Genomic DNA, 25,518 nt, shown 5'->3' on the forward strand with positions numbered 1-25,518 from the left:
TTTATTAGTAGAAATTATCCAAAAATAAAATCCAGATTTCAGGCTGTTGTTTTCAGATGATCTAAAAAAAGAAAACCGTCTAATTTCCAGCAGTCTGAAACTAACAAAATTACTAAAATAATGGAATATTACGATTACTTTTCCCCAAAATTTTGGCAATTATTATGGGGTTTATGGCAGACAGCGGGGCTGGAAATATCTACAAGCATTATGTTATTTCTGCTGTACTGGCTCATCCTTTCTGTGCTTGTTACGTACATTTTGTGGCGTAAACGTCCAAAAACGCCGCATTTTTGGCGAAAACATTTATTACTCAATAGCATTATCTGCCTACTTTTGAGTTTGTTTATCAACCTTGGTTACATAGTCATACGTTTTATTATGCCGGCTCGCAATCAAGCGGCATATTATGGACAGTTGACGTTGCATCCTCTGGAACAAACATTTGTTACATTATTTAATGTTATTTATTCTTACGAATGGCTGTTCCTCGTATCTGTTGTGGCTGCTGTGAATGTATTGCTACTGGCTATTTGGCGTAAAAAGCTTTTTAAACAATCATCGCCATCCTGAATGCAAGCAGGTTTCTATGTATTAAGGAAACTTAAACTATGACTTGGGAAACAGTAATCGGCTTAAGAATTTACGTCCATTTCAACACACAATCCAAAATTGCCAGCGGCACACCGACCGAATTTGGTACGGAATCTGATGTGTATACCTGCGTAGAGGGAAAGGTATAATGCCGGAGCAGTTTGTTTTTCCAGATTTCAAAACCGTATATAAGGATGCGCCGAAATTTCAAATCCAGCATTTGAAATTCTCCTTACGCAGATTGTTTACACGGCGACAAGTCAAAGATTTTGAAAACTTTGTCAACACCTCCGCGCCGCGCCGTACCTTTTTCCAAAGGCGGCCGCAAGATGCCTATCCGTTGATACACGCCTTTGTCGACCAACGCTTCAACAGACGGCGCAGGCTGCAAGTTATGAAAGAAGACCTGCTGGCAGCCGAAAAACTGTTCGGACAGGAAACGCTCGCCAATATGACGACACGCAAATTCCATGTCGTTCTGGCGCATCTTTCAGACGACCTGACTTTATGGCTGAACCGAAACGATAATTGCGTGGATGAAGGAATGTGGTCGCTATCCTTGCGCGACAACGAAGGAAAGCGTCTCTACATGGCAACCTTCGCCCTAGTTGACGGCAAACTGCTGGCCGCCTCTATCCAAGGCCCCGCAGGGGGAGAAGCTAAAGACCTTGTACGCAGCCTGACCAAACAACTCCACGGCCTACGTCCGCAGCAGCTGATGGTAACTGCCCTGCAATATTTTTCGACATCACTCAATTTGGGCGGTGTTATCGGCATTGCCCAAGAGCATCAGGTCAAACTGCGCTGGCGGCTGAAAAAACGGGTCAAAATGAATTACGACCTGTTTTGGCAGGAGAACGGCGCAACGCTCGAAAGCGACGGCTACTGGCACCTGCCGCAAATCCCGCCGCGAAAAGACTTGGCGGAAATCGAAAGTAAAAAGCGTTCGATGTACCGCAAACGTTACCAAATGCTGGATAACATGGCGGCCGAGATGCAGGCTTGCTTTCAGAAGACTTGACTCTACGTTTTCAGACGACTTTTGCCATTTGAAAAACAAACAGGTCGTCTGAAAACGGCTGACCACTTTATATTATTGACATCAAAAGAAAGAACCTCTTATGACTTGGGAAACAGTAATCGGCTTGGAAATCCACGTCCAATTAAACACCCAATCCAAAATCTTCAGTGGCGCATCAACCGCATTCGGTGCGGAACCCAATGCGCACGCCAGCGTGGTGGAATGCGCGCTGCCGGGCGTGCTGCCGGTAATGAACCGAGAAGTCGTTGAAAAAGCTATCAAATTGGGCTTGGCGTTGGATGCGAAAATCAACCAGAAAAACGTGTTCGACCGCAAAAACTACTTTTACCCCGACTTGCCCAAAGGCTATCAAATCAGCCAGTTGGATTTACCGATTGTCGAACACGGCAAGCTGGAAATCGTAGTCGGCGACGCGGTAAAAACCATCAACGTAACCCGCGCGCACATGGAAGAAGACGCGGGCAAATCCGTGCATGAGGGCTTGAACGGTGCAACCGGTATCGACCTGAACCGTGCCGGCACGCCGCTGTTGGAAGTCGTATCGGAACCCGAAATGCGCTCCGCCGCCGAAGCCGTTGCCTATGCCAAAGCCTTACATAGCTTGGTAACCTGGCTGGACATCTGCGACGGCAATATGGCGGAAGGCTCGTTCCGCGTTGATGCCAACGTATCCGTGCGTCCGAAAGGTCAAGCGGAATTCGGCACGCGCCGCGAGATTAAAAACCTCAATTCCTTCCGTTTCTTAGAGCAGGCAATTAATTACGAAGTGGAAGCGCAAATCGAGATTTTGGAAGACGGCGGCAAAGTACAGCAGGCAACCATGTTGTTTGACCCGGAAAAAGGCGAAACCCGCGTGATGCGTTTGAAAGAAGACGCGCATGACTACCGTTACTTCCCCGACCCTGATTTGCTGCCCGTCATCATTTCAGACGACCAGTTGCAAAAAGCCAAAGCAGAAATGCCCGAGCTGCCGAAAGAAATGGCGGCGCGTTTCGTGGCGGATTACGGCGTATCCGACTACGACGCGCGCCTGCTCACCGCCAGCCGCGTGCAGGCTGCCTATTTTGAAGAAGCCGCCAAAGCCAGCGGACAAGGCAAGCTGACTGCCAACTGGATGAACGGCGAACTCGCCGCCACGCTGAACAAAGCAGGCATGGAACTTGCCGACAACCCGATTACCGCCCCGCGCCTCGCCGCGCTGGTGGGCAAAATCGCCGACGGCACTTTAAGCAGCAAATTGGCAAAAAAAGCCTTTGAAGCCATGTGGGCTGAACCCGAAGCCTCCATTGCCGAAATCATTGAAAAACACGGTTTGCAACAAATGACCGATACCGGCGCGATTGAAGCCATGGTGGACGAAGTGCTGGCCAACAACGCCAAAGCCGTGGAACAATTTAAATCCGGCAACGAAAAAGCCCTGAATGCGATTGTGGGACAAGTGATGAAAGCCAGCAAAGGTAAAGCCAATCCCGCACAGGTGCAGGAACTGATTAAAGCGAAGTTGGCTTAAGTAGTGTGCCGCCTGAAAACGGCAATAAAGCTGGTTCAGGCGGCTTGATAGCCGTGACGAGGAATCCCTATGACTATTCCGAAAAGCCTCAAACATCCCCGGTTTGGTATATTTAAATGGGAATCAGATTGGGAAGCCTATACGGGAAACATACCATGGGGCAGACGCAAAATCACAGCAATAATTTATCGTGATGCCTTTGACCATTCAGATGTAGAACATATATGGCAAATACTGGAAGATATTGTGTCCCATGTTGAAAGCTGGGATATTGCAATTCATAAAGCATTGAAAGAGCATTTTTATACGAAGGCACAAAACTGGTTTGCACCACACGATGATTACGATGAAACTGATTTTGGCAGTCTGATTACTGACATGGCGGAGTACGTTGGCAAAGAAACTGCCGAGCGACTGGTTTTATCAGGAAAAATAGACGAAGACGGCTTTTACCGTCTGATGAAATTGGACAGTATTTCCTTGTCGGAGCAGGGTCTTTTAGATTTTCACTTTGATGATAATGGTTGGATTTTTGACGGGCACAGCATCACACTGACCGCTTCAATCGAACAGGATATTTTGGACGGCAGCCTTGCGGGATAGCCTTGTCCATCCTGAAAGCACAGCAATCTCCACCACGTTTCCCTTCAAACAAAAAGCCCATGTTTATTCTCCAAACCGTCTCTGTACAATGGACAAAACGCAGCCGCTCTGCGCCATTTGCCACCATACGCAACCGCCTGCCTCGTTTACTGCCCTTGCCTGATACTGTTTTAGAGTGTGAATATGGTTGCCACAGTCAACATTATCAGGAATCTCATTCCGACAATGGTTCGGTCACTTTTTTAGTCTATGAACCCAAGTTCAGCATAATGCAAACCCTACCCGCAGAGTTGGATAACGGTTTCGGATTGATTCAGCAGGACAACCGCCTTACTGTTTACTTCACCGATCAACGCGGTGAAAGAAAACCTCGCAGACGCCTTTTTGTTTTAGCCGACGGGCAAACCGCGCAGCTTCGCACCAATGGGCGCGGCTGTGGATTTGATGATACCTATTACACTCAGCATACCTACAATCTTGCCTATGCCAAGCATATTCCACGCGAAATTTTTACCCAGCATCGATTCGATTACTCCATATCTCTGGAAAATCGACTATTCTAGTGCTTGCAACATCCTGTAATCACGTTGAATCTGCTTTCTAAGCTCCATTTTAATCTGAGTTACACAAGGATAAAACATGACAGAACAAGAATACCGCGAGACCTTCTCCGAAGACGAATCCGTCGGCTGGGACGCCATCGATGCCGAACTTGAAAAACTCTACGGCGACACCGAACCTCGTCACTACGGCAGCATCATCAAATACTGGATGGGCGGGGAAGATCCGCTGGACGGCACGAGCATCTACGATTGCGAAGAACAAACACCACACCGCCACATCATCTCCTACGGCATGAGCGAGCTTTACTTTTCTCCGGAAAGTGCTGATACCGAATTCAGCAAGTGGGGCTTCGAATTTACCTTCCGTATTACACCTTGCAAACTTGACCCCGATTCTGAATATGGCACGCCACACGAACCATTTTGGGCTATCAACCTGATGAATAACCTTGGCCGCTATGTTTTTGAAAGTAAAAAATGGTTCGAACCCTACCACTTTATCCCTGCCAACAGTCCCATTCGAAGCGATACTGAAACTGCTCTGGTCGGTATTGCTTTTGTCCCTGATCCCAAACTGCCTGCTATTGACACACCGAATGGCAAAGTTGATTTTCTGCAGATGGTTGGTCTGACCCAATCCGAGCTGGATTGGCTGTGGCAAGATCCTTCAACCGCCCGCTGCCAAGAGCTGATCGACAAAATGCGTGTTGACAATCCCCTTCTGATAACGGATTTGGCGCGTACACACAGTTATGTATAGCCACACGCTTTGATTAATACAACGCTCAATACAATGAGCTCATCTTCAAAGAATTTTATAAAAACTGCCAGAATAATGGCTTTGTGGGCGGCTTTGTTTGGAAGAGCATGGGCGGCTGAATTGAACGAGGATGATGCGGGTGACTGTACTGCTGAACAAAAAACAGCAACCGATGAACCTGAAAATCATTTATCTGTTTTAATTCAGTCTTGCCAGGCTGGCTGAAAGCAAGGCATATAATTCTATAGTGGATTAAATTTAAATCAGGACAAGGCGACGAAGCCGCAGACAGTACAGATAGTACGGCAAGGCGAGGCAACCCCGTACTGGTTTAAAGTTAATCCACTATACTACCCGTACACGGCGGGCGTTGCCGCCTTGTCTCATTTTTATTTTAATCCACTATATTAAAGCTTGGTTTTCAGACGACCTTCAAGCCATTACAAATTAAGGTGTAAGATGAAAATAATATTACCTGCAGTACTATTACTGGTAACAACTTCCTCATTTGCAAAAAATTACGCCGATCAGCCTCAGCCTTTTACTCCTCAAACAGTACAGGATGTATTGCGTTGCAAGGTGTCATCATTGGATTTTTCGTTTTGGACTCCGGAAAATTTTACCGGTTACCCTGGTTCAAATGAGCGTGCGGAAGAAGAAAATGTGGGACGTTTTGTCAATAAGATCGACAACATTACTTACCGTTACCGCTTGCCGTTTAAGGTGCATCTTGCCAATCCCTTAGATGGAAAAGAAGTAGAAGGTCAGTATGTCGCTATTCGCAACAATGCTGTCTATTTGGAAATTGATTGGGCACGATATCCCAAATTGCATTCACTATACCGTCAGAAATATCAGGAAGACCTTTATGAGCTGACGCAACAGCTAAAGGGACAAAATAGCACATCCAAAACGACACCTAAAAAACTGGATACATTGGGCTATAGTGTGCCTGCTGTCGAAAAATCGATAACAGACCCCAATAAAAAATTGAAGATATGGAAATATTTTGGCTTTCCTGCTGTCTTTAAAGCTGATGTAATAAGGGGTGATTCAGATAAGGGCTATATCGGCTGCCGTTATCCGTTGTAGACTGTCTTCCAAAAACGGAGGTCGTCTGAAAGCTGATTTTTCAGACGACCTTTTAACTTAATCTATTCAAACCACACCAAACCATGACCCATACCATTACCCTACCCGACCAAACCACCTTTACCGCCAATGACGGCGAAACAGTTTTAGCCGCTGCCGCCCGTCAAAACCTCAATCTGCCCCATTCCTGCAAAAGCGGTGCCTGCGGGCAATGCAAAGCCGAACTGGTGAGCGGCGATATTCAAATGGGCGAACACTCGGAACAGGCCTTATCCGAAGCAGAAAAAGGCCAAGGCAAGATTTTGATGTGCTGCACCACTGCGCAAAGCGACATCAGCATCAACATTCCCGGCTACAACGCCAACGCGCTACCCGTCCGCACCCTGCCCGCCCGCATCGAAAGCATGGTTTTCAAACACGATGTCGCCCTCCTGAAGCTTGCCCTACCCAAAGCCCCGCCGTTTGCTTTCTACGCCGGGCAATACATTGATTTACTGCTGCCGGGCAACGTCAGCCGTAGCTACTCCATCGCCAATTCGCCCGACCAAGAAGGCATTTTGGAACTGCACATCCGCAGGCGCGAAAATGGCGTCTGTTCGGAAATGATTTTCGGCAGCGAACCCAAAGTCAAAGAAAAAGGCATCGTCCGCATCAAAGGCCCGCTCGGTTCGTTTACCTTGCAAGAAGGCAGCGGCAAACCCATCATCCTTCTGGCAACCGGTACAGGCTATGCCCCCATCCGCAGCATCCTGCTCGACCTTATCCGCCAAGACAGCAGCCGCGCCGTCCATTTCTACTGGGGCGCGCGTCACCAAGATGATTTGTACGCACTCGAAGAAGCTCAAGAACTGACAGGTCGTCTGAAAAACGCCCGCTTCACCCCCGTCCTATCAAAAGCCGCTGAGGGCTGGCAAGGCGAAAAAGGGTACGTCCAAACCGCTGCCGCAAAAGATTATCCCGACTTGAGCGGTTACGAAGTTTATGCCTGCGGTTCCGTCGCCATGACCGAAAGCGCGAAATCCGTGTTGACCGCACAATGCAACCTGCCTGAGACAACCTTCTATTCGGATGCGTTTTCGCCTGCGCAGTAGAAATATAGTGGATTAAATTTAAATCAGGACAAGGCGACGAAGCCGCAGACAGTACAGATAGTACGGCAAGGCGAGGCAACGCCGTACTGGTTTAAAGTTAATCCACTATATCCGCGCAAATCTAATCCTGCCGCAACCGCAAAAGGCTTGGGAACTGAGTTGTCTTAAAAAATAATGTGCCGATGTCGTCGAACAAGTTTTCAGACGACCTCGGCACATTATTTTGTAAAAGGTCGTCTGAAAACGAATTTAGTGGGATTACTCAGGTTTTCAGACGACCTTCGGATTTGGGCGAACCTTATTCCGCTACCGTTTTGCGAATAAGCTTTTCAGCATTAGCGAGCGTGTTTTCCACTTCGGCAAACTCGATTTTGCTGCCCGACACCAGCGCGCGCGTGTCGTTGAACACGACTTGGACTTTCCCGTCGGTTTCGGTAACGAGGACGCGCAACGGCAGTTGCAGGGCGAAGGCAGGGTCTTTTTGCATCAGCGGCGTGCCGGCTTTGGGCGTGCCGAAGACGATGACTTTGGCGGGCTGCATATCCAAACCGCTTTGACGCGCGGCGGCTTGGTGGTCGATGACGGCGAACACGGTCATGCCTTTTTCTTTGACGGCGGTTTCCAAACGGCGGACGGTATCGTCAAAACTGTATTTGCTGACGGCGGTATGGGTTTGACTCATGGCGGAACTTTGTTGGGAATCGGGTTGTCGGGCGGCATCGCCGCCGTGCGAAGCGCAGGCGGTCAGGGCGGCGAGGATGGCGGCTGCGGCGAAGGTGCGTATCGATTTCATGTTTTTCCTTGGATAAAAGGTCGTCTGAAACGTTTCAGACGACCTTGTTGCTGGTTATTTCAAACCTTTTTTTACCAAGTCTTCGTAACCGCCGTGGTTGGTTACGTTGGTATAGCCTGCTTTTTTCAACTCGGTGAGTGCGGCTTCGGCACGGCGGCCGCTGCGGCAGTAGAGGTTGACGGGCGCGTTTTTGTCGGGGCTGACGCTTTTGATGCGTTCGACGATTTGGTCGTGCGGAATGTTGACCGCGCCTTGCAGGTGGCCGGATTTGAATTCTTCTTCGGAACGTACGTCAATCCATACGCCTTTTGCTTTGGCAGGTTGCGCGCTAGCGGCTTTAGCGGCGGGCGCGGCATAGGATACGGCGGCAGGCAGGACGAGTGCGGCGGCAGTCAGCACGGCAGTCAGCAATTTTTTCATGGTCGTTTCTCCAAACAGTTGAACAAAAATATCAATCTAAACGGTTCGGCGGCAAAAAGCAATGTTCCGTCAACAGAAGGGTCGTCTGAAACGGGAGTTTTTTTCAGACGACCCTTTGAGACAAAATCAACGCTGCGCGTCAACCGCTTCCAAAGCACGCAGGGCATAAGTGTAGGCTGCGCCTGCGTTCAAGGAAATGGCGGTCGCCAGCGCGCCGGCGATTTCGCTTTCAGTCGCGCCCGCCTTGGCGGCTGCAGCGGCATGGACGCTGATGCAGCTTTCGCAACGGGTAGTGATGGCGACGGCGAGGGCAATCAGCTCGCGGGTTTTCGCATCCAAGGCTTCGGCTGCGGCAGCTTGTTCCAGCGCGCCGTAGGCTTGTAGCATTTTCGGGTGGTTTTTACCCAGCTCACCGAATGATTTTTTAACGTGTGCGGTGTGTTCGGGCCAATTTTGAAACATTTTGATTTCCTTTCCAATGTGTTTGAAATGAAGGATGTTGCAGTTTTTTACATCCGATGAATGGCATTATTGCAATAATCTGACTATTATAATCGTCAAATCATCTCATTCACTTGCAAAAAATACTTATGGACACTTTAGACAAACTCATCGAACTGGCGCAAATCACCGGCAGTGTGGACATACAATGCCTGTTCCGCGACAAATGGTATGCTCCGCACGGACGCAGGCGTGCGCACGGCATCGCGCACCTCGTCGTCGCAGGAGAAAGCTACATCAAAATCGAAGGCGAACCCGAAGCGCGTCTCTTGCAAACCGGCGACCTTATTTTTTTCCCGCGCAGCGCGGAACACATCATCAGCAGCGAAGCAGACTGCAACAACTGCGGCGATACCATTCATATCAGCAACGACGGCGCGTTTACCATCGAATCTTCAGGCAGCGGCGGCGAAAAAAGCCTCGATTTGTTCTGTGCCCGCTTCGAATACGACGAACACGCCGACATCATGCACGACCTGCCCGAAACCGTCCTTATCAAAATGGACCATCCGTCGCTGCAATGTCTCATTTCCATGTTGCAATACGAAAGCGCGCACACGCTTTCCGGCTCGCGCGCCATCGTCAATGCCCTTTCCTCCGTCCTCCTCGTCCTCATCGTCCGCGCCCATCTTGAACAAGGTGGAGAAGCACCTTTGGGCGGCATACTCAACGGCCTGCGCGACAAACGTCTGCGCCAGCTCATCCAAACCGTCGTCAGCCGCCCAGAAGACGAATGGAACATCGAAAAAATGACCGCGCTTGCCAACCTCTCCCGCGCCCAACTCATGCGCCTGTTCAAACAGCAAACCGGCATCAGCCCCCACGCCTTCGTCAACCTCATCCGCCTGCGCCAAGCCGCCGTATTGCTGCGGCAAACCGCCGATTCCGTCCTGTCCGTCGCGCTGAACGTCGGCTTCCAATCCGAAACCCACTTTGGCAAAGCGTTTAAAAAACAATACGGGATTTCGCCGGGGCAATATCGGAAAAATGAAACGGCAGATGATGCTACCATGGCATTTGAACCCGAAAGGTCATCTGAAAACGGCTAAGTCAAAAGCGTCATAAACTTTTGATTTATCGTTCAGCCATTGGGATACTGCGGAAAAGCCTGTTTGGATACACCGTTTATTTGCCTATATAATCCATTTTTCCTTTTTCAGACGACCTCTTATGCTCAGCTACCGCCACGCCTTCCATGCCGGCAACCATGCCGATATGATCAAGCATTTCATCCTTTTCCTGACGCTTGATTACTTCAATCAAAAAGACAAGCCCTATTGGTATATCGATACCCACAGCGGCGCGGGTTTATATGACTTGAGCGGCAGCGAAGCGCAAAAAGTCGGCGAATACAAACAAGGCATCCAGTTGCTTCAAGAAGCGGAACATCTGCCGCCCGAGCTGTCCGCCTTCATCGCCCGTCTGAATGCCATACTCCCACAAGAGCAACTCTATTGCGGTTCGCCGTGGCTTGCCCAAGCCCTAACGCGCGACAGCGACAAACTGCGTTTGTTTGAGCTGCACCCTGCCGATTTCCAACATCTGAAAAACAATATGGAAGAAGCGCGCTTGGGCAGGCGCGGACAAATAATGCAGGCAGACGGTTTTCGCGGTCTGATTTCGCTGCTGCCGCCACCACCGCGCCGTGCTGTTGTCCTGATAGACCCTCCGTATGAAGAAAAACAAGACTATCAGCGCGTTGTCCAAACTTTAAAAGACGCGCTCAAACGCTTTGAGCAGGGTTGTTATATGGTTTGGTATCCCTGCTTGAGCCGCGAAGAAAGCCGCAAGCTGCCCGAGCAACTGCAAAAGCTGATGCCCGACAGCTACCTGCACGCCGAGCTGCACGTCCACACCCCGCGTCCGGACGGATTCGGGATGCACGGCAGTGGCATGTTTATCATCAACCCGCCCTACCTGCTGCCGGAGTTGCTGAAAAACAATCTTCCCGCGTTGACCGACATATTGGCACAAGACAACGGCGCACGCTTCGTCTTAAACAGTTGCATAAAATAATCGATATTATCCCGTCGAACCAAGACACCGGTGGGAAATCCTGTGGCATGGGCTTCCGATTTAAACTACAATTCACTACATTGTTTTCACGCTTTCAAATCATGACGATCAGACATCCCGCTTCATTGCTTTTGGCTTCCCTTTGCACGCTTTTTCTATGCTCCTGCGAACGTTCGGTTCAAGATACGGTACAAGAAACCTTCGGCGAAGAATTGCGCGGCCATTTCATCAGCAGCGCGACAGCCATCTGCGTGGAAAAAGCGCCGAAAAGCAGTGCGATACCGTCTGATACCATACAGCAAATCTGTTCGTGCGCTTCGGAAAAAACCGCAGACCAGATATCCATCGACGATATGTCGAAACTGATCGGCGGCGAAGTCGGCGGCGAGCTGAAAACCAAAATCAAGCAAAGCGCGGTCGAATGCGCCAAAGAAATGATAGGTGGCACCGCCTCCGCCCCTTCAAGCAAAAAATAAATACCGACCTCGTCTGAAAACCATTTTCAGACGACCTTTTCTTTATTTATAGCCAGAAACCGAGTCCGATATGAAAACATTAGCGCAATTCCTACCGCAGCATTTACAGCAAAACAACATTCCTGCCGAATTGGGCAGCGTCCTCGAATCCATTGTCGCCGCCTGCTCCGACATCAGCGGCAAAGTCCGCTTGGGCGCACTCGCCGGCGTGTTGGGCATGGCGGGTACGGGCAATATTCAGGGCGAAGATCAGAAAAAGCTGGACGTGATTGCCAACGATATCCTGATTGACGTCTTGAAAAACAACGCCCATGTCGCCGGTTTGGCAAGCGAGGAAGAGGATACTTTTGTAGCAGCCAACGAAAACGGCGGCTATCTCGTCCTGTTCGACCCTCTGGACGGCTCGTCCAATATCGATGTCAATATTTCCGTCGGTACGATTTTTTCCGTACTTACCAAGCCCGAAGGTCGTCTGAATACCGAATCCTTCCTGCAAAAAGGCCGTGACCAAGTGGCGGCAGGTTATGTTTTGTACGGCCCGCAAACCCAACTAGTGTTCACTTTGAAACACGGCGTTTTCGTGTTTACGCTCAACGAAAACAACGAATTCGTCCTGACCAAAGAAAATCCGCAAGTTCCGGCATCGACCAAAGAGTTTGCCATCAATATGTCCAACGCCCGCCACTGGCAAGCCCCTATGCAGCAATATATTAACGAGCTGCTGGCAGGCGATACGGGCATTCGCGGTAAAAATTACAATATGCGCTGGGTGGCGAGCATGGTCGCAGAAATCCACCGCATCCTGATGCGCGGCGGCGTATTCATGTATCCTCAAGACAAACGCGATCCGTCCAAACCCGGCAAGCTGCGCCTGATGTACGAAGCCAACCCGATGAGCCTGATTTTGGAACAGGCAGGCGCGGCTGCAAGCAATGCTTTGGAAAACATGCTCGACATTATTCCCACGGGTCTGCACCAACGCGTAGCCGTCGTCATGGGCAGCCGCGAGGAAGTCGAATATGTCGGCAAGCTGCATCAAAAATAAGATGTTGAGTTTGTAGGCTATCCTGCCATAAAAAGGTCGTCTGAAAATCCGTTTCAGCATTCTCTATGAACGTTGAAACAGGTTTTCAGACGACCTTTTGTGTATTTAGTATTCGGGCATTTACAAGGCCTGCTGTTCGGCAAGCCTTGACTCATCTGCGGGCCGTTATGGCCTTTCGCCCAAAATCATCGAGCCTATACCCGCATCGGTGAAAATTTCCAGCAAAAGCGCGTTGGGCAGGCGGCCGTCGATGATGTGGGTGGCTTTGACGCCGTTGCTTGCCGCTTCGACGGCGGAGCTGATTTTGGGCAACATACCGCCGTAGAGCGTGCCGTCTGCGATTAATTCGCCGATACGGCTTGGCGTGAGGTTGGTCAGCAGGTTGCCTTCTTTGTCCATCACGCCGGCGATATTGGTCATCATCAGCAGTTTTTCCGCGTTCAACTCTTCCGCCAGTTTGCCTGCGACCAAATCTGCGTTGATGTTGAAGGCTTCGCCTTTTGCGCCAACGCCGATGGGCGCGACGACGGGGATGCAGCCGCGTTCGATCAAGCCTTCAATCAGGCGCACGTCTATGCTTTCGACCGTGCCGACTTGTCCGATGTCCACGCCTGCCCGTTCGGGCGTATCGACCAGCAGTTTTTTCGCTTTGATGAAGTGGTTGTCACGCCCGGTGACGCCGACCGCGCGTCCTCCTTGCAAATTAATCAGCGAGACGATTTCTTTATTCACATGGCCGCCCAACACCATTTCGACGATGTCCATCGTTTCGCCGTCGGTCACGCGCATGCCTTGCACGAATTCGCCTTTTTTACCGATTTTTTCCAACATTTCATTAATTTGCGGGCCGCCGCCGTGGACGATGACGGGGTGGATGCCCACCAGTTTGAGCAAAACGACATCGCGGGCGAAACCTTCTTTCAAAGCAGGCTCGGTCATGGCGTTGCCGCCGTATTTGATGACGATGACGGAGCCGGAAAAACGGCGGATATACGGCAGGGCTTCGGCTAAAATGCGCGCTTTATCGGCTGCGGAAATGGGGTGGGATTCGCTCATAATCGTGTCTCATTATTAACAATTTAATCATTATAGCGGATTACCTTTGAATCTGTAAAAATCAGCTTCGCAACTGTTTGCTGCTTCGCCATCTTGTCCTGATTTAAAGTGAATCTGCCCTATCTTAACGTCAAAGGTCGTCTGAAACAACATTCCCCGCCCCTTATCGGTTGAGGACGCGCCCGTCGGAATGGTAGAATCAACGGATTCGGGCATATCGGTTTGCCGTCGCCGACGGACGCGGTATCGCCCACACATTTTTTCAAACAACGGTTATCCGGTTCGCCCGATATACCGAGGACTTTCCCATGATTAAAATCAGCACTCAATTTGATGCCGGCTCCGTCGTCGTCAAAGACCTGACCGACCCTGCCAATATCCGCCTCGCCCTGCGTCCGGACAACGCTTCCGATTTTGCCCAATGGTTTTACTTCCGCCTGCAAGGTGCGGCGTATCAGAATTGCGTGATGCACTTTGAAAATGCGGCGGATTCGGCTTATCCGCAAGGCTGGGAAGATTATCAGGCGTGCGCCTCTTACGACCGCCAAAATTGGTTCCGTGTCCCGACCGAATACGAAAACGGCGTGCTGACCATCAACCATACCCCGCTTTCCAACAGCGTTTACTACGCCTATTTCGAGCCTTATTCCCACGAACAGCATTTAAACCTCTTGGGCGACGCGCAAGGCAGCGGGCTTTGCCGCATCGACGACTTGGGCAGCACGGTGCAAGGCCGCGACATCAATCTGCTGACCATCGGCAACCAAGTCGAAAGCGACATGAAAATCTGGATTATCGCCCGCCAACACCCGGGCGAAACGATGGCGGAATGGTTTATCGAAGGCCTGCTCGGCCGTCTGCTCGATCCGCAAGACCCGACCGCGCGCACCCTGCTCGACCGCGCCACGTTCTACATCGTGCCGAACATGAACCCCGACGGCTCGGTATTGGGCAACCTGCGCACCAATGCCGCCGGCGCAAACCTCAACCGCGAATGGGAAAGCCCGACTTTGGAAAAAAGCCCGGAAGTCTTCCTCGTACGCGAAAAAATGCTGGAAACCGGCGTGGATTTGTTCCTAGACATTCACGGCGACGAAGCATTGCCGTTTGTCTTTGTTGCCGGTACGGAAGGCGTGCCGAACTACAATCCGCGCATCGCCGCGCTGGAAACGCAGTTCAAAACCGCCCTACTCTCCGCCAGCCCTGACTTCCAAGACGAATACGGCTATGAAAAAGACGCGTCCGGTCAGGCAAACATGACGCTCGCGACCAACTGGGTGGGCAACCGTTTCGACTGCCTCGCCTATACGCTCGAAATGCCGTTTAAAGACAATGCCAACCTGCCTGACGACGACTTCGGTTGGAACGGCCAACGCTCCCTGCGTTTGGGCGAAGCCATGTTGTCGGCTGTTTTGAACGTTGTCGATGATTTACGATAATTATTTTTCCCTATCACACAAAAGGTCGTCTGAAAATCCCAATCGGCATTTTCAGACGACCTTTGTCGGGCTAAAACACATAAACCGCCCTTCCCATAAGGAACACACATCATGATGATACATCCGAAGTTCAATCCTGTTGCAATCAGTATTGACCCTATCGCCATCCGCTGGTATGCCCTCAGCTATATCGTCGGCTTTATGCTCTTCTTATGGCTGGGCCGCCGCCGCATCAAACAAGGCAACACCGCCTTTACCCAAGAAATGCTCGACGACTTCCTGACCTGGGGCGTGTTGGGCGTCATCCTCGGCGGACGGCTCGGCTATATCCTGTTTTACAAATTCTCATACTACCTCGACCATCCGCTCGAAATGCTCAAAGTCTGGGAAGGCGGCATGTCGTTTCACGGCGGCTTCTTGGGCGTCGTCATCGCCATGTGGCTGTTCAGCCGCAAACACAAAATCAGCACCTTGAAAACCATGGATTTCGTCGCACCGCTCGTTCCGCTGGGTTTGGCTTCCGGCCGGATCGGCAACTTCATCAACGGTGAACTCTGGGGCCGCATTACCGATATCAACGCCTTTTGGGCAATGGGCTTCCCGCAAGCGCGCGCAGAAGACCTCAACGCCGCCGTGCGCAACCCGCTTTGGGCGGAATGGATGCAGCAATACCACGTACTGCCGCGCCATCCTTCGCAACTCTACCAATTCGCGCTTGAAGGCATCTGCCTCTTCATCGTCGTATGGATTTTCTCCAAAAAACCGCGCCCGACCGGACAAGTCGCCTCCCTCTTCCTCGGCGGCTACGGCTTCTTCCGCTTCATCGCCGAATACGCCCGCCAGCCCGACGATTATCTCGGCTTGCTCACCTTGGGCTTGTCGATGGGACAATGGTTGAGCGTGCCGATGATTGTTTTGGGCGCGATTGGTTTCGTTTGGTTCGGTAAGAAAAATCGCCTGAACTGATGCCCAAAGGTCGTCTGAAAACCCAAACGGGACGCGATAACCAGCGTCCCGTTATTACGTCAGCCATTCCAAACGGGCACAATTTGTGATTTATCAAACCGAATCGCAAAAAATCTTAAATCCGGCTTGGTTTATCCGCCGCCCGATGGTATCTTGGCACACCTTTCCACCCTTTTTTAAAGAGAGCCTAAAATGTCAGAAGAAAACAAAATCAAAGTCAACGACCTGCCCGAAGACAAAAAAGAACAGTCTGAAGAAGTCGAGCTGCCCGTAGTCAACAACGAAGAAAAACGCGGCGGCCACAGCGAAGGCGGTTGCTGCGGCGCATGCGGCGGTTGATTCCGTTTTGAAAAACAAAGGTCGTCTGAAAACCTGAAACATGGTTTTCAGATGACCTTTTTATCGTGGAAGGATATGGCGGATTCTGTCAAAACGGATGCTATAGTGGATTAACTTTAAATCAGTACGGCGTTGCCTCGCCTTAGCTCAAAGAGAACGATTCTCTAAGGTGCTGAAGCACCAAGTGAATCGGTTCCGTACTATCTGTACTGTCTGCGGCTTCGTCGCCTTGTCCTGATTTAAAGTTAATCCACTATATGCTCTTTGCCCTACCAAGTTGCCCAAACGCAACACGAAGTCTGTCTGCGGCAACTGTCTTGTCACAAAATAACCATTGCAAAACAAAACGTCGTATGAAAACAAGCATTGCCCGTTTTCAGACGACGTTTCCGCATTTTCAAACCGTCTTAAGCCCGACTAATCAAATGCTCAACCAATGCCGGCACGCCTTCCGCCGCGCGTTTCGGAATCACTTCGACATCCGCGCCCACGCCTTGCGGGTTCGGATCGACCAGATAGCGTTCCGCAGCGGGCGGCGCGTAATGAATCAGCGAAGCCGCCGGATAAACCTGCATCGACGTGCCGACAATCATGACCACATCGGCATCGCGCATTTCTTCGACCGCCGCGTCAAACATCGGTACTTGTTCGCCGAAAAACACGATATGCGGGCGCATCGGATTGCCTTGGCTGTCGCGCACGTCGTCGGTCTGCTCGCCGGTGAATTCGATGATTTCATCTTCATCGATGGTGCTGCGCAGTTTGTTCAGCTCGCCGTGCAGGTGCAATACTTTGCTGCTGCCTGCCTTCTCGTGCAGCGCGTCCACATTCTGAGTGATGATGTGCACATCATAATATTGCGCCAGCTTGACCAACGCCAAATGTGCGGCGTTCGGCTCGGCGGCGTTTGCCTGAAGCCTGCGCTGGTTATAAAAATCAATCACAAGCTTAGGATTGCGCGCCAAGGCTTCGGGCGTGCAGACATCTGTAACCCTATGCCCTTCCCACAAACCGCCCGCATCGCGGAAAGTCAGCAACCCGCTGTCGGCGCTGATTCCCGCGCCGGTCAGGACAACGCATTTTTTCATATCGTTATCCCGCCTTATTGCCGGTAAGTCTGCAAGAAGCGCTCGAGTTTGCCCATGGCTTCTTCGATTTGGTGGGTGTACGGCAGGGTAACGATGCGGAAGTGGTCGGGGCGTATCCAGTTGAACCCCGTTCCTTGGACGAACAAGACTTTTTCGCGCACGAGCAAGTCGTAGATAAATTTCATGTCGTCATGGATGCCGTACATTTCGGTGTCGATTTTCGGGAACATATAAAGCGCCCCCATCGGCTTGACGCAGGATATGCCGGGAATTTGGTTGACAAGTTCCCATGCTTTGTTGCGCTGCTCCAGCAGGCGGCCGCCGGGCAGGATGAATTCGTTGATGCTTTGATAGCCGCCCAAAGCGGTTTGGATGGCGTGTTGCATGGGCGTGTTGGCGCATAGGCGCATGGACGAGAGCATATCGAGGCCTTCGATATAGCCTTTGGCATGTTCTTTCGGGCCGTTGAGCACCATCCAGCCTTGGCGGAATCCGGCAACGCGGTAAGCTTTGGAGAGTCCGTTGAAGGTAATGGTCAGCAAGTCGGGCGCGAGTGCGGCAATGTGGTGGTGAACCGCGCCGTCGTAGAGGATTTTGTCGTAGATTTCATCGGCGAAGATGATCAGACCGTGTTTGCGCGCCAACTCGGCGATTTCGAGCAGGATTTCTTTGCTGTACACCGCGCCGGTAGGGTTGTTGGGATTGATGACGACGATGGCTTTGGTTTTGGGTGTGATTTTGGCTTCCATATCGGCAAGGTTGGGAAACCAGTCGTTTTCTTCGTCGCACAAATAATGGCGCACCGTACCGCCCGCCAAAGTGGCGGCAGCCGTCCACAGCGGATAGTCGGGCGCGGGAATCAGGATTTCGTCGCCGTCGTTCAAAAGTGCCTGCATGGACATGGTAATCAGCTCGGACACGCCGTTGCCGATGTAAACGTCGTTGACCGAAATGTCGCGCAGACCTTTGGTTTGATAGTAATGAACGATGGCCTTGCGGGCGGAATACAGCCCTTTGGAATCGCAATAGCCCTGCGCGGTCGGCAGGTTGCGGATCACGTCCACCAAGATTTCATCGGGCGCTTCAAAGCCGAACGGCGCAGGGTTGCCGATATTGAGCTTGAGGATTTTATGGCCTTCTTCTTCGAGTTGCAGGGCTTTTTTGTGTACCGGGCCGCGGATGTCGTAGCAAACATGGTCCAGCTTGGACGACTTGGGAAATTTCTCCATGATGTGTGTTCCGTAAAATTGTTAACAATGGGGATAAATGTACTCCGTTTGCAGGCGGAAAGAAAGGGGTAAATGCGGGATTTTTGCCCGCTGCTGCAAGAATCAAGTGTCAAAAACAAATAAGGTCGTCTGAAAACTGAACTGGCCCCCAAATCTTGGACACTCATAAAAGCCTATTCAGGCGCTCTGTGCAAGCTGGGTTCTGTATGCGACAGGACTCAGCTTTTTCAATTTCAAACTGCAACGCTCCCGGTTGTAGTAATCCATATAGTCATCTATCTGCTTCATCAATTCATCTACCGTCAATTCACCTGCGTTATAGAAACACTCCGTCTTTAACACCGCAAAGAAGCTTTCCATCGGCGCATTGTCCCAACAGTTCGCCTTTCGCGACATGCTTTGAACCATGGAATACTCCGCAAGCAATTCCCTATATCCCGACGTACGGTACAGCACGCCTTGGTCCGAATGCAGCATCGTTCCTTTAGCAGTCAGACGGGGGGCGGCTTTTTCGAGCATTTCCTTCACCATTTCGCTGTCGGCTCTGCGGCTCATGGCGTAGGCGACGATCTCGCGGTTGAACAAGTCCAAGATTGGCGAGAGGTACAGTTTGCCGTCCTTCCCTTTGAGTTCGGTAACGTCGGTCAGCCATTTTTCGTTGGGCTTTCGGGCTTTGAACCGGCGTTTGAGGAGGTGTTCCGATATTTCGCCCATGGCGGGATGGCGGTAGGCTTTTTTCGCCCGTATGAGGGCTTTCAGTTCCATCTGCTTCATCAACCGCGCCACTTTTTTGCGGTTCCAACCCAATGCTGCGGCAATGCGCCTTTGTCCGTAGCGTCCTTTATGCCGCCGGTAGGTTTCGACAAGGAGGGCTTTGTCGGCTGCTTCGGGATCGGGTCGGTCTTGGTGATGGTAGTAAAAGCTGCTTTTGGGCAGGTTTGCGATGTGCAGCAGGTATTTGAGCGGGTGTTGCGCCCTCAGTGTTTGGACGGTTTGGCTTTGTCCTTTGCGGTCTGCTTTTGGCTGAGGGCTTTTAACTCCTTTAGGTAGGCGACCTCTGCGCGCATATAGCACAGTTCTTCAATAAGCTCTGCCTGTGTTTTTTCTTGGTCGGGTTTATCTGCGATGAAGGGGTTTTTGCGGTGTTGGGGCATGGTTTTGGATTGGGGATGTTCGAGTGCGCCGATACCGCCTTCTTGATAGGCGCGTATCCATCGTCTCAGGTGGGTTCGGGAAATGCCGTAGTGGTCTGCGGTACGTTGTTGGCTGCGTATATGCAGGTAGTGGAGTACGGCTTGGTATTTGAAGTGTAATGTATATTTGCTCATAAAAAAACTGCACCTTGTGAGTTGGAGGGGATGTGTCCAACTTTTGGGGTGCAGTTCACCCTTTTTCAAGATTTTCAGACGACCTTTCCGTGTTGCAAGATGCTTAAACGGGCAAGCCGATTACGCGCCGTAAACGGGGTATTTGTCGCAAAGCGCGGTGATTTGTTTGCGGACGTTTGCCAAATTCGCTTCGTCTTCAGGATTTGCCAAAACATCGGCAACGAGGTTGGCGAGGACACGGGCGTCGGCTTCGTTAAAGCCGCGCGTGGTCATGGCGGCGGAGCCGATGCGGATACCGGAGGTAACGAACGGTTTTTCCGGGTCATTCGGAATGGCGTTTTTGTTGACGGTGATGTTTGCTTTGCCCAATGCGGCTTCGGCGGCTTTGCCGGTGATTTTCATCGGTTGCAGGTCAACGAGGAAAACGTGGCTTTCGGTGCGGCCGGAAACGATGCGCAAGCCGCGTTTGACCAATTCTTCCGCCATCGCTGCGGCATTGATTTTCACCTGTTTCGCGTATTGTTTGAACTCGGGTTGCAGGGCTTCTTTGAACGCAACGGCTTTGGCGGCGATGACGTGCATCAGCGGGCCGCCTTGCAGACTTGGGAAGATGGAAGAGTTCAACGCTTTTTCATGCGTGTTGTCACGACACAAAATCACGCCGCCGCGCGGGCCGCGCAGGGTTTTGTGGGTGGTGGTAGTCACGAAGTCGCAGAATGGGACGGGGTTGGGATATTCGCCGCCGGCAATCAGGCCTGCGTAGTGCGCCATATCGACAAAGAGGTAGGCACCGACTTTGTCGGCGATTTCGCGGAATTTCGCCCAGTCGATTTGCAGGGCGTAGGCAGATGCGCCGGCAACGATCATTTTGGGTTTGTGTTCAAGCGCGAGGCGTTCGACTTCGGCGTAATCGAGGACTTCGTTTTCATCCAAGCCGTAGGTAATGGCGTTGTAGAGTTTGCCGGAAATATTGACGCTGGCGCCGTGAGTCAGGTGGCCGCCGTGGGCGAGGCTCATGCCGAGGATGGTGTCGCCGGGTTTGAGGACGGAGGCGTACACGGCTTGGTTGGCTTGGGAGCCGGAATGGGGTTGGACGTTGGCGTATTCCGCACCGAAGAGTTCTTTGACGCGGTCGATTGCCAGCTGTTCGACGATATCGACGTATTCGCAGCCGCCGTAGTAGCGTTTGCCGGGGTAGCCTTCGGCGTATTTGTTGGTCAATTGCGAACCTTGTGCCTCCATCACGGCGCAACTGACGTAGTTTTCGGAAGCAATCAGTTCGACGTGGTCTTGCTGGCGTTGGTCTTCTTGGGCAATGGCGGCTGCCAGCTCCGGATCATATTGGGCTAGGTTGACGCTTTTTGAAAACATCTTCTCGACTCCTTTGTCGGTTGGGAAACGGGGATTCATAAGCATTGAACAATGTACCAAATCGGGTCGGATTGTCAACGATTTTATCTTTCAGACGACCCCTTTGCGGCTGGAGGGGTCGTCTGAAAAGTTTATTTGAACAGATTGTCCTGTTTTAAATGAAAGTCGATTTTTTCGAGCAGGGCTTCGAGGTCGGTCTCGGCTTGGGCGGCGGCAAGGTTTTTGCCCAACTCTTCCAAAGCCAGCGCGTCCAGCCTGCGGCGTTCGAGTTTGCGCGCTTCTTCGTTGAAGATTTTGATGTTGTCGGGCAGGATGAGCGGCGGCACGCTGCCGTCGGTCGTATAGAACGCTTCATCCGCAAACACAAACCCCGCCGGCAATGCGGGTGCGTTGTCGTAGTCGGCATCGTTGACCGGCATCCACTCGGAATGCTGTTCCAACAGGACGAATTGCCCGTTCATGCCGTAAATATGGGCAAAACGGGAGAGCTTGGGGCGTTTGGTGTTCATGCAAAGATTGTATGCCGATGATGCGGGAGCGTCTAGGGCGGAATTTTGTATCGGCGCAGTAGGAAGGTCGTCTGAAAGTAGTATAATTACAAAATCGATAAATTTTTGAAGACAAATATAAAAAGGGAAACCCCAATGTCAGCAAACACAAACAAACAATGGCTAAGCGTCATCGCCCTGGCGGTCGGCGCATTCATTTTCAACACCACCGAATATATCCCGATTGCCCTATTGAGCGACATCGGCGCAACCTTCAATATGCCGCCGACCGAAGTCGGCATCATGATTACCGTGTATGCCTGGATTGTCGCGCTATTGTCACTGCCGCTGATGCTGGTAACGAAAAACGTCGAACGCCGAAAGCTGCTGCTTGTCCTCTTCGCGTTCTTTACCCTCAGCCACATCGTTTCCTATTTCGCCCAAAGTTTCGAAATCCTGCTCATCAGCCGCATCGGCATCGCCTTGACGCACGCCGTGTTTTGGTCGATTACCGCCTCGCTGGCAGTACGCGTTGCGCCGCAGGGTAAAGGCAATCAGGCTTTGGGGCTGCTCAGTACGGGGACGGTCATGGCGATGGTGGCGGGCATCCCGCTGGGGCGCGTTATCGGGCAACACTCAAGCTGGCAGTTCAGCTTTTTGCTTATCGGACTTTGCGCGGCAGCGGTCATGGGCATATTGGCGAAAAACCTGCCGCTGTTGCCCAGCGTGAACACAGGTTCGCTCAAAAGCCTGCCCGGATTGCTCAAGCGCAAAAACCTCATGCTGCTCTACGCGCTGACCGTCCTCCTGATTACCGCCCACTTTACGGCATACAGCTATATCGAACCCTTCGTCCTGCAAGCCGGCGGCTTCGCGCCCGAACAAGTGACCATCGTCTTGAGTCTGTACGGGCTGGCGGGATTTGCCGCGTCGTATTTGTTCGGCAAATGGTTTGCCAAACACCAGCGCGCATTCCTGCTGACCTCGGTATCCGTCATCATGGCTTCAACGCTCTGCCTGCTGCCCCTTGCCGCTTACCCGATAGCCGTTTACGCGCTGGTGTTTGTCTGGGGTATCGCCATCGTCGTCTTAAGCCTCGGCATGGTATCCAAAGTATTGGACTTTGCCTCGGATGCGACGGATGTAGCCAACTCGATTTACTCAGGCCTCTACAACGTCGGTATCGGCGGCGGCGCGCTTTTGGGACATTACGTTACCGTGTGGGCAGGTATTTCCAACATCGGATTTGTAGCCGCAATCTTGGCAGCGGCAGGATTGGGCGTGTGTCGGATGTTGGTTGAGATGCGGAAATAAGGGGGTTGTATAGTGGATTAACTGTAAACCAGTACGGCGTTACCTCGCCTTGTCCTGATTTAAAGTTAATCCACTATATAAAATAAGGTCGTCTGAAAACGTTGTTTTGTTTCAGACGACTTTTGATTTTAATCCGATAAATTTTACTTCCTGCGGGCTCCCTTTCCCCGAAAATAAACTGCAACCGCGCACAAGGCTGCGCCTGCGCTCAGGCAGCCGAACCAGCTTGTGCTGGCGGCGGCGGGATGGGGCGAAGCGAGTGCGGCGGCAAGGGCGGCGGCAAGGAGGGTTGCGCCGGCGAGGCGCAGGCGGGCGGGGTGTTGGACGGGTCGTCCGAGCATGGTTTTGGCGTGGGGCGTTTGCGAGAGCATGAGGCAGAAAAAGCCGCCGAAGCAGAGGGAAAACATCAGGAAATACAGCATGGTCATTGCGCCTTTGCGATGCGGCGGGCGATGAGGAAGAATATTGCCGCAAATGTCAGGAAACACAGTTCCACCGTCCAATAGAGCGTGTCCCCCGACCGAATTGACAGCCAGAGAGGCCGTCTGACATAAATATCCAAGAGCGGGATCAGGGCGCACAGTGCGGCGGCGGCGTAAAACAGGCCGCGCCATTTGATATGCGCGGGGCAGGGGAAGAAAGCGGCAACCGCAGCAGCGGCCCAGACGGTAAAGAGGCTTTGCGCTTCCCAAATTTCGCGCCCGTCCCAGTCTGCGGGCAGCAGGCGGTTGGTGCAGAAAAAGGTGGCGCAGGCGAGCGGGAAACCGGCGAACACGGCGATGTTGATGCGTTCCGCCCACGCAATCCCGCGCAGGGGCGGCTGTTTGCGGTTGCGCCGCTTCATCGGCCACATTACCGCGCCCGTCGCAATCATACCGCAACCCGCCATACCGCTGAAGAAATAAAGCCAGAGCGTCGGATAGTCGGCAAAGCCCGCCGTATGCAGGCTGTAGAGCGAAGAGTAGGCCTGTTCGAAGCCGCCGTAGGCATCTTTGCGGTACACCTGCGCCCCGTCGCGCAAACGTACCGCCACCGACAAATCAGGGTTCGAGCCGACGCTTCTTTTGTCGAAATAATCCGCCGACAACACCACTTCTTCGCGGTCGGGGTCGGTGATGGTCAAGTTGATTTCCTTGTCCGTCCCGTTCGGGCGCAGCCTCTGCACCGTCGGATACCAATCCGCCATCTCCCACCGCTTCCCTGCGTTTTCAGACGACCTCGACACATAGGCGGAGCGCGCCTCGAATTCTTCATCCGACAATTCCGCTGCCGTTTGGCTGTAGGTCATCACCGTATGCGAAGTCAGCAAGAGGCCGCTGTAAACAATCATCACATGAAACGGCAGCGGCAGTACGCCCAGCAGGTTGTGCGCGTCCAGCCAGCTTCTGAGCTTTTTGCCTGCGCGGAAAGTGAAAAACTCCGCCAAAATCTTTTTATGCACAATCACGCCGCTGATTACCGCCGCCAGCGCGACCACCGCGGCCGCAGCCGTCAGCCAGTAACCGCCGTATTCCGCCGCCGCGAGGTTGCTGTGGATGGAAACCAGATAACCCGCCCCCGCCGTTTCGCGCGGTTTGGACTGCGGCGCGTCAGGATAAGGGCTGATGGTGGTATAGGACGCCTCTTCGGCCCCGCTCTCCGTCCAGCCCAAATCCAGGTACGGCGAACGTTCGGTCGGCAGAGAAACCGACCATTCTGCCGCATTCGGCGCATGGCGGCGCAGATAGTCCAGGGCGGTCGCCAGCGAAACCCGTTCGTCCGGCAGGCCGTCTGAAAACGGCAGCTCCGGCTGCATCCATACATCCAGTTCGGCACGGAAAAACGCAATGCTTCCCGCAAGGAATATTACGAACAAAACCCACGAACAGACCAGTCCCGTCCATGTGTGGATTTCCGCCATTACCTTGCGAAGCCCCGCCTCCTTAGTCATGCGGCAGCTCTCCTGCCGCCGAAAGCAGCAACACCGACAGCGACAGCACGCAAAACACCGTCCGCAGCCGCCGTGCCGCCAACGCCCACAGAAATACCAGCGGCAGCAGCGTGATGCCTAGGAGGGTGCCGCCGTAAACGGCATTGGTTGACCCGCCCGCATAAAGCGGAACCGTACCCGCCGCCAGCGCGGATACCCAGTAGCTTCCGGCCGAAGCCAGCACAATCCGCGCCGCGATGTGCAGCGGGCGTGGCAGGATGGGACTCATATGGTTTTCCTTGGGATATTTGTTACTTTTATTCGATTGGGTGTTTTTCAGACGACCTTTAGAAATGACAGGTTTCAGACAGCCTTTGCAGAGTACGGGAACCTCACGGCCGTCATTCCCGTGAAAACGGGAATCCAGACCTTTGGAGTTTCAGGAATCTCTAAAAATCGCCGAATCCCAAAGATTTCTAGATTTC

Annotated in this window: 32 protein-coding genes and 1 pseudogene; 19 read left to right on the forward strand and 14 right to left on the reverse strand. The window is 52.2% G+C overall.

All coding sequences use genetic code 11. The annotated features are described in order from the left end of the window. Nucleotides 1-120 precede the first annotated feature (120 nt). The 11 genes and pseudogenes from MON40_RS07530 (at nucleotide 121) to MON40_RS07580 (ending at nucleotide 7,255) form a co-directional block, all read left to right on the forward strand. Entirely contained in the window at nucleotides 121-573 is a 453-nt protein-coding gene (locus MON40_RS07530) for a hypothetical protein (protein ID WP_003778907.1), read from the forward strand. Nucleotides 574-611: 38 nt separating this feature from the next. Then, nucleotides 612-743 (forward strand): hypothetical protein, encoded by a 132-nt coding sequence (locus tag MON40_RS07535; RefSeq protein WP_003778908.1) that lies wholly within the window; start codon nucleotides 612-614, stop codon nucleotides 741-743. Next, nucleotides 743-1,615, forward strand: a complete 873-nt coding sequence (locus MON40_RS07540; RefSeq protein ID WP_003778909.1) for a VirK/YbjX family protein — start codon at nucleotides 743-745, stop codon at nucleotides 1,613-1,615. Before MON40_RS07535 ends, MON40_RS07540 begins: the two co-directional genes overlap by 1 nt. A 100-nt stretch (nucleotides 1,616-1,715) precedes the next feature. Then, nucleotides 1,716-3,146, forward strand: a complete 1,431-nt coding sequence (gene gatB / locus MON40_RS07545; RefSeq protein ID WP_003778914.1) for an Asp-tRNA(Asn)/Glu-tRNA(Gln) amidotransferase subunit GatB — start codon at nucleotides 1,716-1,718, stop codon at nucleotides 3,144-3,146. A gap of 69 nt (nucleotides 3,147-3,215) precedes the next feature. Then, the gene (locus MON40_RS07550) at nucleotides 3,216-3,749 is read left to right on the forward strand and encodes a DUF2262 domain-containing protein (RefSeq protein WP_003778917.1); all 534 of its coding nucleotides are present in this window, start codon (nucleotides 3,216-3,218) and stop codon (nucleotides 3,747-3,749) included. A 2-nt stretch (nucleotides 3,750-3,751) separates the two neighbouring features. Beyond that, nucleotides 3,752-4,312, forward strand: coding sequence for a hypothetical protein (locus tag MON40_RS07555; RefSeq protein ID WP_242925845.1), 561 nt, complete (start codon nucleotides 3,752-3,754; stop codon nucleotides 4,310-4,312). 76 nt (nucleotides 4,313-4,388) lie between these two features. Further along, nucleotides 4,389-5,072, forward strand: a complete 684-nt coding sequence (locus MON40_RS07560; RefSeq protein ID WP_003778921.1) for a suppressor of fused domain protein — start codon at nucleotides 4,389-4,391, stop codon at nucleotides 5,070-5,072. 33 nt (nucleotides 5,073-5,105) lie between these two features. Beyond that, nucleotides 5,106-5,297, forward strand: coding sequence for a hypothetical protein (locus MON40_RS07565; RefSeq protein ID WP_147611978.1), 192 nt, complete (start codon nucleotides 5,106-5,108; stop codon nucleotides 5,295-5,297). An 18-nt stretch (nucleotides 5,298-5,315) separates the two neighbouring features. Further along, nucleotides 5,316-5,423, forward strand: a pseudogene (locus MON40_RS07570) (IS5/IS1182 family transposase); the annotation flags it as partial. 108 nt (nucleotides 5,424-5,531) lie between these two features. After that, nucleotides 5,532-6,164: a hypothetical protein gene (locus MON40_RS07575; protein ID WP_003778924.1), complete on the forward strand. Its 633-nt coding sequence runs from the start codon at nucleotides 5,532-5,534 to the stop codon at nucleotides 6,162-6,164. A gap of 83 nt (nucleotides 6,165-6,247) precedes the next feature. Further along, the gene (locus MON40_RS07580; RefSeq protein WP_003778925.1) at nucleotides 6,248-7,255 is read left to right on the forward strand and encodes a 2Fe-2S iron-sulfur cluster-binding protein; all 1,008 of its coding nucleotides are present in this window, start codon (nucleotides 6,248-6,250) and stop codon (nucleotides 7,253-7,255) included. Between the two features lie 298 nt (nucleotides 7,256-7,553). Here MON40_RS07580 and MON40_RS07585 read toward each other — a convergent pair whose 3' ends face one another. The 3 genes from MON40_RS07585 to MON40_RS07595 all read right to left on the reverse strand — a co-directional run bounded on the left by MON40_RS07585 (nucleotide 7,554) and on the right by MON40_RS07595 (nucleotide 8,930). Beyond that, complete coding sequence (locus MON40_RS07585; protein WP_003778928.1) at nucleotides 7,554-8,048, reverse strand: DUF302 domain-containing protein; 495 nt, start codon at nucleotides 8,046-8,048, stop codon at nucleotides 7,554-7,556. Nucleotides 8,049-8,102: 54 nt separating this feature from the next. Then, on the reverse strand, nucleotides 8,103-8,468 hold the full coding sequence (locus MON40_RS07590) for a rhodanese-like domain-containing protein (protein ID WP_003778931.1): 366 nt from the start codon (nucleotides 8,466-8,468) through the stop codon (nucleotides 8,103-8,105). Between the two features lie 126 nt (nucleotides 8,469-8,594). After that, on the reverse strand, nucleotides 8,595-8,930 hold the full coding sequence (locus MON40_RS07595; RefSeq protein ID WP_003756322.1) for a carboxymuconolactone decarboxylase family protein: 336 nt from the start codon (nucleotides 8,928-8,930) through the stop codon (nucleotides 8,595-8,597). A 128-nt stretch (nucleotides 8,931-9,058) separates the two neighbouring features. Between MON40_RS07595 and MON40_RS07600 the strand changes: the two genes are divergently transcribed. The 4 genes from MON40_RS07600 (at nucleotide 9,059) to MON40_RS07615 (ending at nucleotide 12,506) form a co-directional block, all read left to right on the forward strand. Beyond that, the gene (locus MON40_RS07600) at nucleotides 9,059-10,018 is read left to right on the forward strand and encodes a helix-turn-helix domain-containing protein (RefSeq protein WP_003778933.1); all 960 of its coding nucleotides are present in this window, start codon (nucleotides 9,059-9,061) and stop codon (nucleotides 10,016-10,018) included. A gap of 121 nt (nucleotides 10,019-10,139) precedes the next feature. Beyond that, entirely contained in the window at nucleotides 10,140-10,985 is an 846-nt protein-coding gene (locus MON40_RS07605) for a 23S rRNA (adenine(2030)-N(6))-methyltransferase RlmJ (RefSeq protein ID WP_003778935.1), read from the forward strand. Between the two features lie 101 nt (nucleotides 10,986-11,086). Continuing rightward, the gene (locus tag MON40_RS07610) at nucleotides 11,087-11,461 is read left to right on the forward strand and encodes a hypothetical protein (protein ID WP_039863081.1); all 375 of its coding nucleotides are present in this window, start codon (nucleotides 11,087-11,089) and stop codon (nucleotides 11,459-11,461) included. A 70-nt stretch (nucleotides 11,462-11,531) separates the two neighbouring features. After that, nucleotides 11,532-12,506, forward strand: a complete 975-nt coding sequence (locus tag MON40_RS07615) for a class 1 fructose-bisphosphatase (RefSeq protein ID WP_003778939.1) — start codon at nucleotides 11,532-11,534, stop codon at nucleotides 12,504-12,506. A 165-nt stretch (nucleotides 12,507-12,671) separates the two neighbouring features. Here MON40_RS07615 and argB read toward each other — a convergent pair whose 3' ends face one another. Together argB and MON40_RS07625 are read right to left on the reverse strand one after the other, a co-directional pair. Next, entirely contained in the window at nucleotides 12,672-13,562 is an 891-nt protein-coding gene (argB, locus tag MON40_RS07620) for an acetylglutamate kinase (RefSeq protein WP_003778941.1), read from the reverse strand. Between the two features lie 30 nt (nucleotides 13,563-13,592). Further along, nucleotides 13,593-13,778: a hypothetical protein gene (locus tag MON40_RS07625; protein WP_003778943.1), complete on the reverse strand. Its 186-nt coding sequence runs from the start codon at nucleotides 13,776-13,778 to the stop codon at nucleotides 13,593-13,595. Between the two features lie 92 nt (nucleotides 13,779-13,870). Between MON40_RS07625 and MON40_RS07630 the strand changes: the two genes are divergently transcribed. The 3 genes from MON40_RS07630 (at nucleotide 13,871) to MON40_RS07640 (ending at nucleotide 16,306) form a co-directional block, all read left to right on the forward strand. After that, nucleotides 13,871-15,001, forward strand: a complete 1,131-nt coding sequence (locus MON40_RS07630; protein WP_003778945.1) for a M14 family metallopeptidase — start codon at nucleotides 13,871-13,873, stop codon at nucleotides 14,999-15,001. Between the two features lie 111 nt (nucleotides 15,002-15,112). Continuing rightward, complete coding sequence (gene lgt / locus MON40_RS07635; RefSeq protein ID WP_003778946.1) at nucleotides 15,113-15,967, forward strand: prolipoprotein diacylglyceryl transferase; 855 nt, start codon at nucleotides 15,113-15,115, stop codon at nucleotides 15,965-15,967. A 192-nt stretch (nucleotides 15,968-16,159) separates the two neighbouring features. Further along, nucleotides 16,160-16,306, forward strand: a complete 147-nt coding sequence (locus MON40_RS07640) for a hypothetical protein (protein ID WP_003767024.1) — start codon at nucleotides 16,160-16,162, stop codon at nucleotides 16,304-16,306. Nucleotides 16,307-16,713: 407 nt separating this feature from the next. On the opposite strand, the gene MON40_RS07645 is transcribed toward MON40_RS07640, so the two are convergent. The 6 genes from MON40_RS07645 to MON40_RS07670 form a co-directional block, all read right to left on the reverse strand. Then, the gene (locus MON40_RS07645) at nucleotides 16,714-17,394 is read right to left on the reverse strand and encodes an SIR2 family NAD-dependent protein deacylase (RefSeq protein ID WP_003778948.1); all 681 of its coding nucleotides are present in this window, start codon (nucleotides 17,392-17,394) and stop codon (nucleotides 16,714-16,716) included. Between the two features lie 14 nt (nucleotides 17,395-17,408). Further along, nucleotides 17,409-18,623, reverse strand: coding sequence for a pyridoxal phosphate-dependent aminotransferase (locus tag MON40_RS07650; RefSeq protein WP_003778950.1), 1,215 nt, complete (start codon nucleotides 18,621-18,623; stop codon nucleotides 17,409-17,411). 177 nt (nucleotides 18,624-18,800) lie between these two features. Next, nucleotides 18,801-19,697, reverse strand: coding sequence for an IS3 family transposase (locus tag MON40_RS07655; RefSeq protein WP_242925846.1), 897 nt, complete (start codon nucleotides 19,695-19,697; stop codon nucleotides 18,801-18,803). Continuing rightward, nucleotides 19,601-19,951, reverse strand: a complete 351-nt coding sequence (locus MON40_RS07660) for a helix-turn-helix domain-containing protein (protein WP_003756620.1) — start codon at nucleotides 19,949-19,951, stop codon at nucleotides 19,601-19,603. The genes MON40_RS07655 and MON40_RS07660 overlap by 97 nt, the downstream gene beginning before the upstream one ends. Before the next feature lie 120 nt (nucleotides 19,952-20,071). Next, complete coding sequence (gene glyA / locus MON40_RS07665) at nucleotides 20,072-21,322, reverse strand: serine hydroxymethyltransferase (RefSeq protein WP_003756352.1); 1,251 nt, start codon at nucleotides 21,320-21,322, stop codon at nucleotides 20,072-20,074. Nucleotides 21,323-21,453: 131 nt separating this feature from the next. Further along, the gene (locus MON40_RS07670; RefSeq protein ID WP_003778954.1) at nucleotides 21,454-21,831 is read right to left on the reverse strand and encodes a hypothetical protein; all 378 of its coding nucleotides are present in this window, start codon (nucleotides 21,829-21,831) and stop codon (nucleotides 21,454-21,456) included. Between the two features lie 135 nt (nucleotides 21,832-21,966). On the opposite strand from MON40_RS07670, the gene MON40_RS07675 reads away from it, so the two are divergent. Beyond that, nucleotides 21,967-23,124, forward strand: a complete 1,158-nt coding sequence (locus MON40_RS07675) for a sugar transporter (protein WP_003778956.1) — start codon at nucleotides 21,967-21,969, stop codon at nucleotides 23,122-23,124. 143 nt (nucleotides 23,125-23,267) lie between these two features. Here the strand turns inward: MON40_RS07675 and MON40_RS07680 are convergent, their stop codons facing one another. From MON40_RS07680 to MON40_RS07690, 3 genes are read right to left on the reverse strand one after another with little or no spacing between them, the layout of a single operon-like run. Further along, nucleotides 23,268-23,546 (reverse strand): DUF3325 family protein, encoded by a 279-nt coding sequence (locus MON40_RS07680; protein WP_242925847.1) that lies wholly within the window; start codon nucleotides 23,544-23,546, stop codon nucleotides 23,268-23,270. Nucleotides 23,547-23,548: 2 nt separating this feature from the next. After that, nucleotides 23,549-25,054, reverse strand: a complete 1,506-nt coding sequence (locus MON40_RS07685; RefSeq protein ID WP_003778959.1) for a PepSY-associated TM helix domain-containing protein — start codon at nucleotides 25,052-25,054, stop codon at nucleotides 23,549-23,551. Further along, nucleotides 25,047-25,322 (reverse strand): hypothetical protein, encoded by a 276-nt coding sequence (locus MON40_RS07690; protein WP_003778961.1) that lies wholly within the window; start codon nucleotides 25,320-25,322, stop codon nucleotides 25,047-25,049. Before MON40_RS07690 ends, MON40_RS07685 begins: the two co-directional genes overlap by 8 nt. Nucleotides 25,323-25,518: the final 196 nt, after the last annotated feature.

It is taken from the genome of Neisseria macacae ATCC 33926 (assembly GCF_022749495.1).
Classification (GTDB): domain Bacteria; phylum Pseudomonadota; class Gammaproteobacteria; order Burkholderiales; family Neisseriaceae; genus Neisseria; species Neisseria macacae.

Excerpts from the sequence above, each read along its gene's own strand:
- MON40_RS07530 (WP_003778907.1), top strand. The coding sequence starts at position 121 with ATGGAATATTACGATTACTTTTCCCCAAAATTTTGGCAATTATTATGG.
- MON40_RS07535 (WP_003778908.1), top strand. The coding sequence starts at position 612 with ATGACTTGGGAAACAGTAATCGGCTTAAGAATTTACGTCCATTTCAAC.
- MON40_RS07540 (WP_003778909.1), top strand. The coding sequence starts at position 743 with ATGCCGGAGCAGTTTGTTTTTCCAGATTTCAAAACCGTATATAAGGAT.
- gatB (WP_003778914.1), top strand. The coding sequence starts at position 1,716 with ATGACTTGGGAAACAGTAATCGGCTTGGAAATCCACGTCCAATTAAAC.
- MON40_RS07550 (WP_003778917.1), top strand. The coding sequence starts at position 3,216 with ATGACTATTCCGAAAAGCCTCAAACATCCCCGGTTTGGTATATTTAAA.
- MON40_RS07560 (WP_003778921.1), top strand. The coding sequence starts at position 4,389 with ATGACAGAACAAGAATACCGCGAGACCTTCTCCGAAGACGAATCCGTC.
- MON40_RS07565 (WP_147611978.1), top strand. The coding sequence starts at position 5,106 with ATGAGCTCATCTTCAAAGAATTTTATAAAAACTGCCAGAATAATGGCT.
- MON40_RS07575 (WP_003778924.1), top strand. The coding sequence starts at position 5,532 with ATGAAAATAATATTACCTGCAGTACTATTACTGGTAACAACTTCCTCA.
- MON40_RS07580 (WP_003778925.1), top strand. The coding sequence starts at position 6,248 with ATGACCCATACCATTACCCTACCCGACCAAACCACCTTTACCGCCAAT.
- MON40_RS07585 (WP_003778928.1), bottom strand. The coding sequence starts at position 8,048 with ATGAAATCGATACGCACCTTCGCCGCAGCCGCCATCCTCGCCGCCCTG.
- MON40_RS07590 (WP_003778931.1), bottom strand. The coding sequence starts at position 8,468 with ATGAAAAAATTGCTGACTGCCGTGCTGACTGCCGCCGCACTCGTCCTG.
- MON40_RS07595 (WP_003756322.1), bottom strand. The coding sequence starts at position 8,930 with ATGTTTCAAAATTGGCCCGAACACACCGCACACGTTAAAAAATCATTC.
- MON40_RS07600 (WP_003778933.1), top strand. The coding sequence starts at position 9,059 with ATGGACACTTTAGACAAACTCATCGAACTGGCGCAAATCACCGGCAGT.
- MON40_RS07605 (WP_003778935.1), top strand. The coding sequence starts at position 10,140 with ATGCTCAGCTACCGCCACGCCTTCCATGCCGGCAACCATGCCGATATG.
- MON40_RS07610 (WP_039863081.1), top strand. The coding sequence starts at position 11,087 with ATGACGATCAGACATCCCGCTTCATTGCTTTTGGCTTCCCTTTGCACG.
- MON40_RS07615 (WP_003778939.1), top strand. The coding sequence starts at position 11,532 with ATGAAAACATTAGCGCAATTCCTACCGCAGCATTTACAGCAAAACAAC.
- argB (WP_003778941.1), bottom strand. The coding sequence starts at position 13,562 with ATGAGCGAATCCCACCCCATTTCCGCAGCCGATAAAGCGCGCATTTTA.
- MON40_RS07625 (WP_003778943.1), bottom strand. The coding sequence starts at position 13,778 with ATGCCCGAATCCGTTGATTCTACCATTCCGACGGGCGCGTCCTCAACC.
- MON40_RS07630 (WP_003778945.1), top strand. The coding sequence starts at position 13,871 with ATGATTAAAATCAGCACTCAATTTGATGCCGGCTCCGTCGTCGTCAAA.
- lgt (WP_003778946.1), top strand. The coding sequence starts at position 15,113 with ATGATGATACATCCGAAGTTCAATCCTGTTGCAATCAGTATTGACCCT.
- MON40_RS07640 (WP_003767024.1), top strand. The coding sequence starts at position 16,160 with ATGTCAGAAGAAAACAAAATCAAAGTCAACGACCTGCCCGAAGACAAA.
- MON40_RS07645 (WP_003778948.1), bottom strand. The coding sequence starts at position 17,394 with ATGAAAAAATGCGTTGTCCTGACCGGCGCGGGAATCAGCGCCGACAGC.
- MON40_RS07650 (WP_003778950.1), bottom strand. The coding sequence starts at position 18,623 with ATGGAGAAATTTCCCAAGTCGTCCAAGCTGGACCATGTTTGCTACGAC.
- MON40_RS07660 (WP_003756620.1), bottom strand. The coding sequence starts at position 19,951 with ATGAGCAAATATACATTACACTTCAAATACCAAGCCGTACTCCACTAC.
- glyA (WP_003756352.1), bottom strand. The coding sequence starts at position 21,322 with ATGTTTTCAAAAAGCGTCAACCTAGCCCAATATGATCCGGAGCTGGCA.
- MON40_RS07670 (WP_003778954.1), bottom strand. The coding sequence starts at position 21,831 with ATGAACACCAAACGCCCCAAGCTCTCCCGTTTTGCCCATATTTACGGC.
- MON40_RS07675 (WP_003778956.1), top strand. The coding sequence starts at position 21,967 with ATGTCAGCAAACACAAACAAACAATGGCTAAGCGTCATCGCCCTGGCG.
- MON40_RS07680 (WP_242925847.1), bottom strand. The coding sequence starts at position 23,546 with ATGCTGTATTTCCTGATGTTTTCCCTCTGCTTCGGCGGCTTTTTCTGC.
- MON40_RS07685 (WP_003778959.1), bottom strand. The coding sequence starts at position 25,054 with ATGACTAAGGAGGCGGGGCTTCGCAAGGTAATGGCGGAAATCCACACA.
- MON40_RS07690 (WP_003778961.1), bottom strand. The coding sequence starts at position 25,322 with ATGAGTCCCATCCTGCCACGCCCGCTGCACATCGCGGCGCGGATTGTG.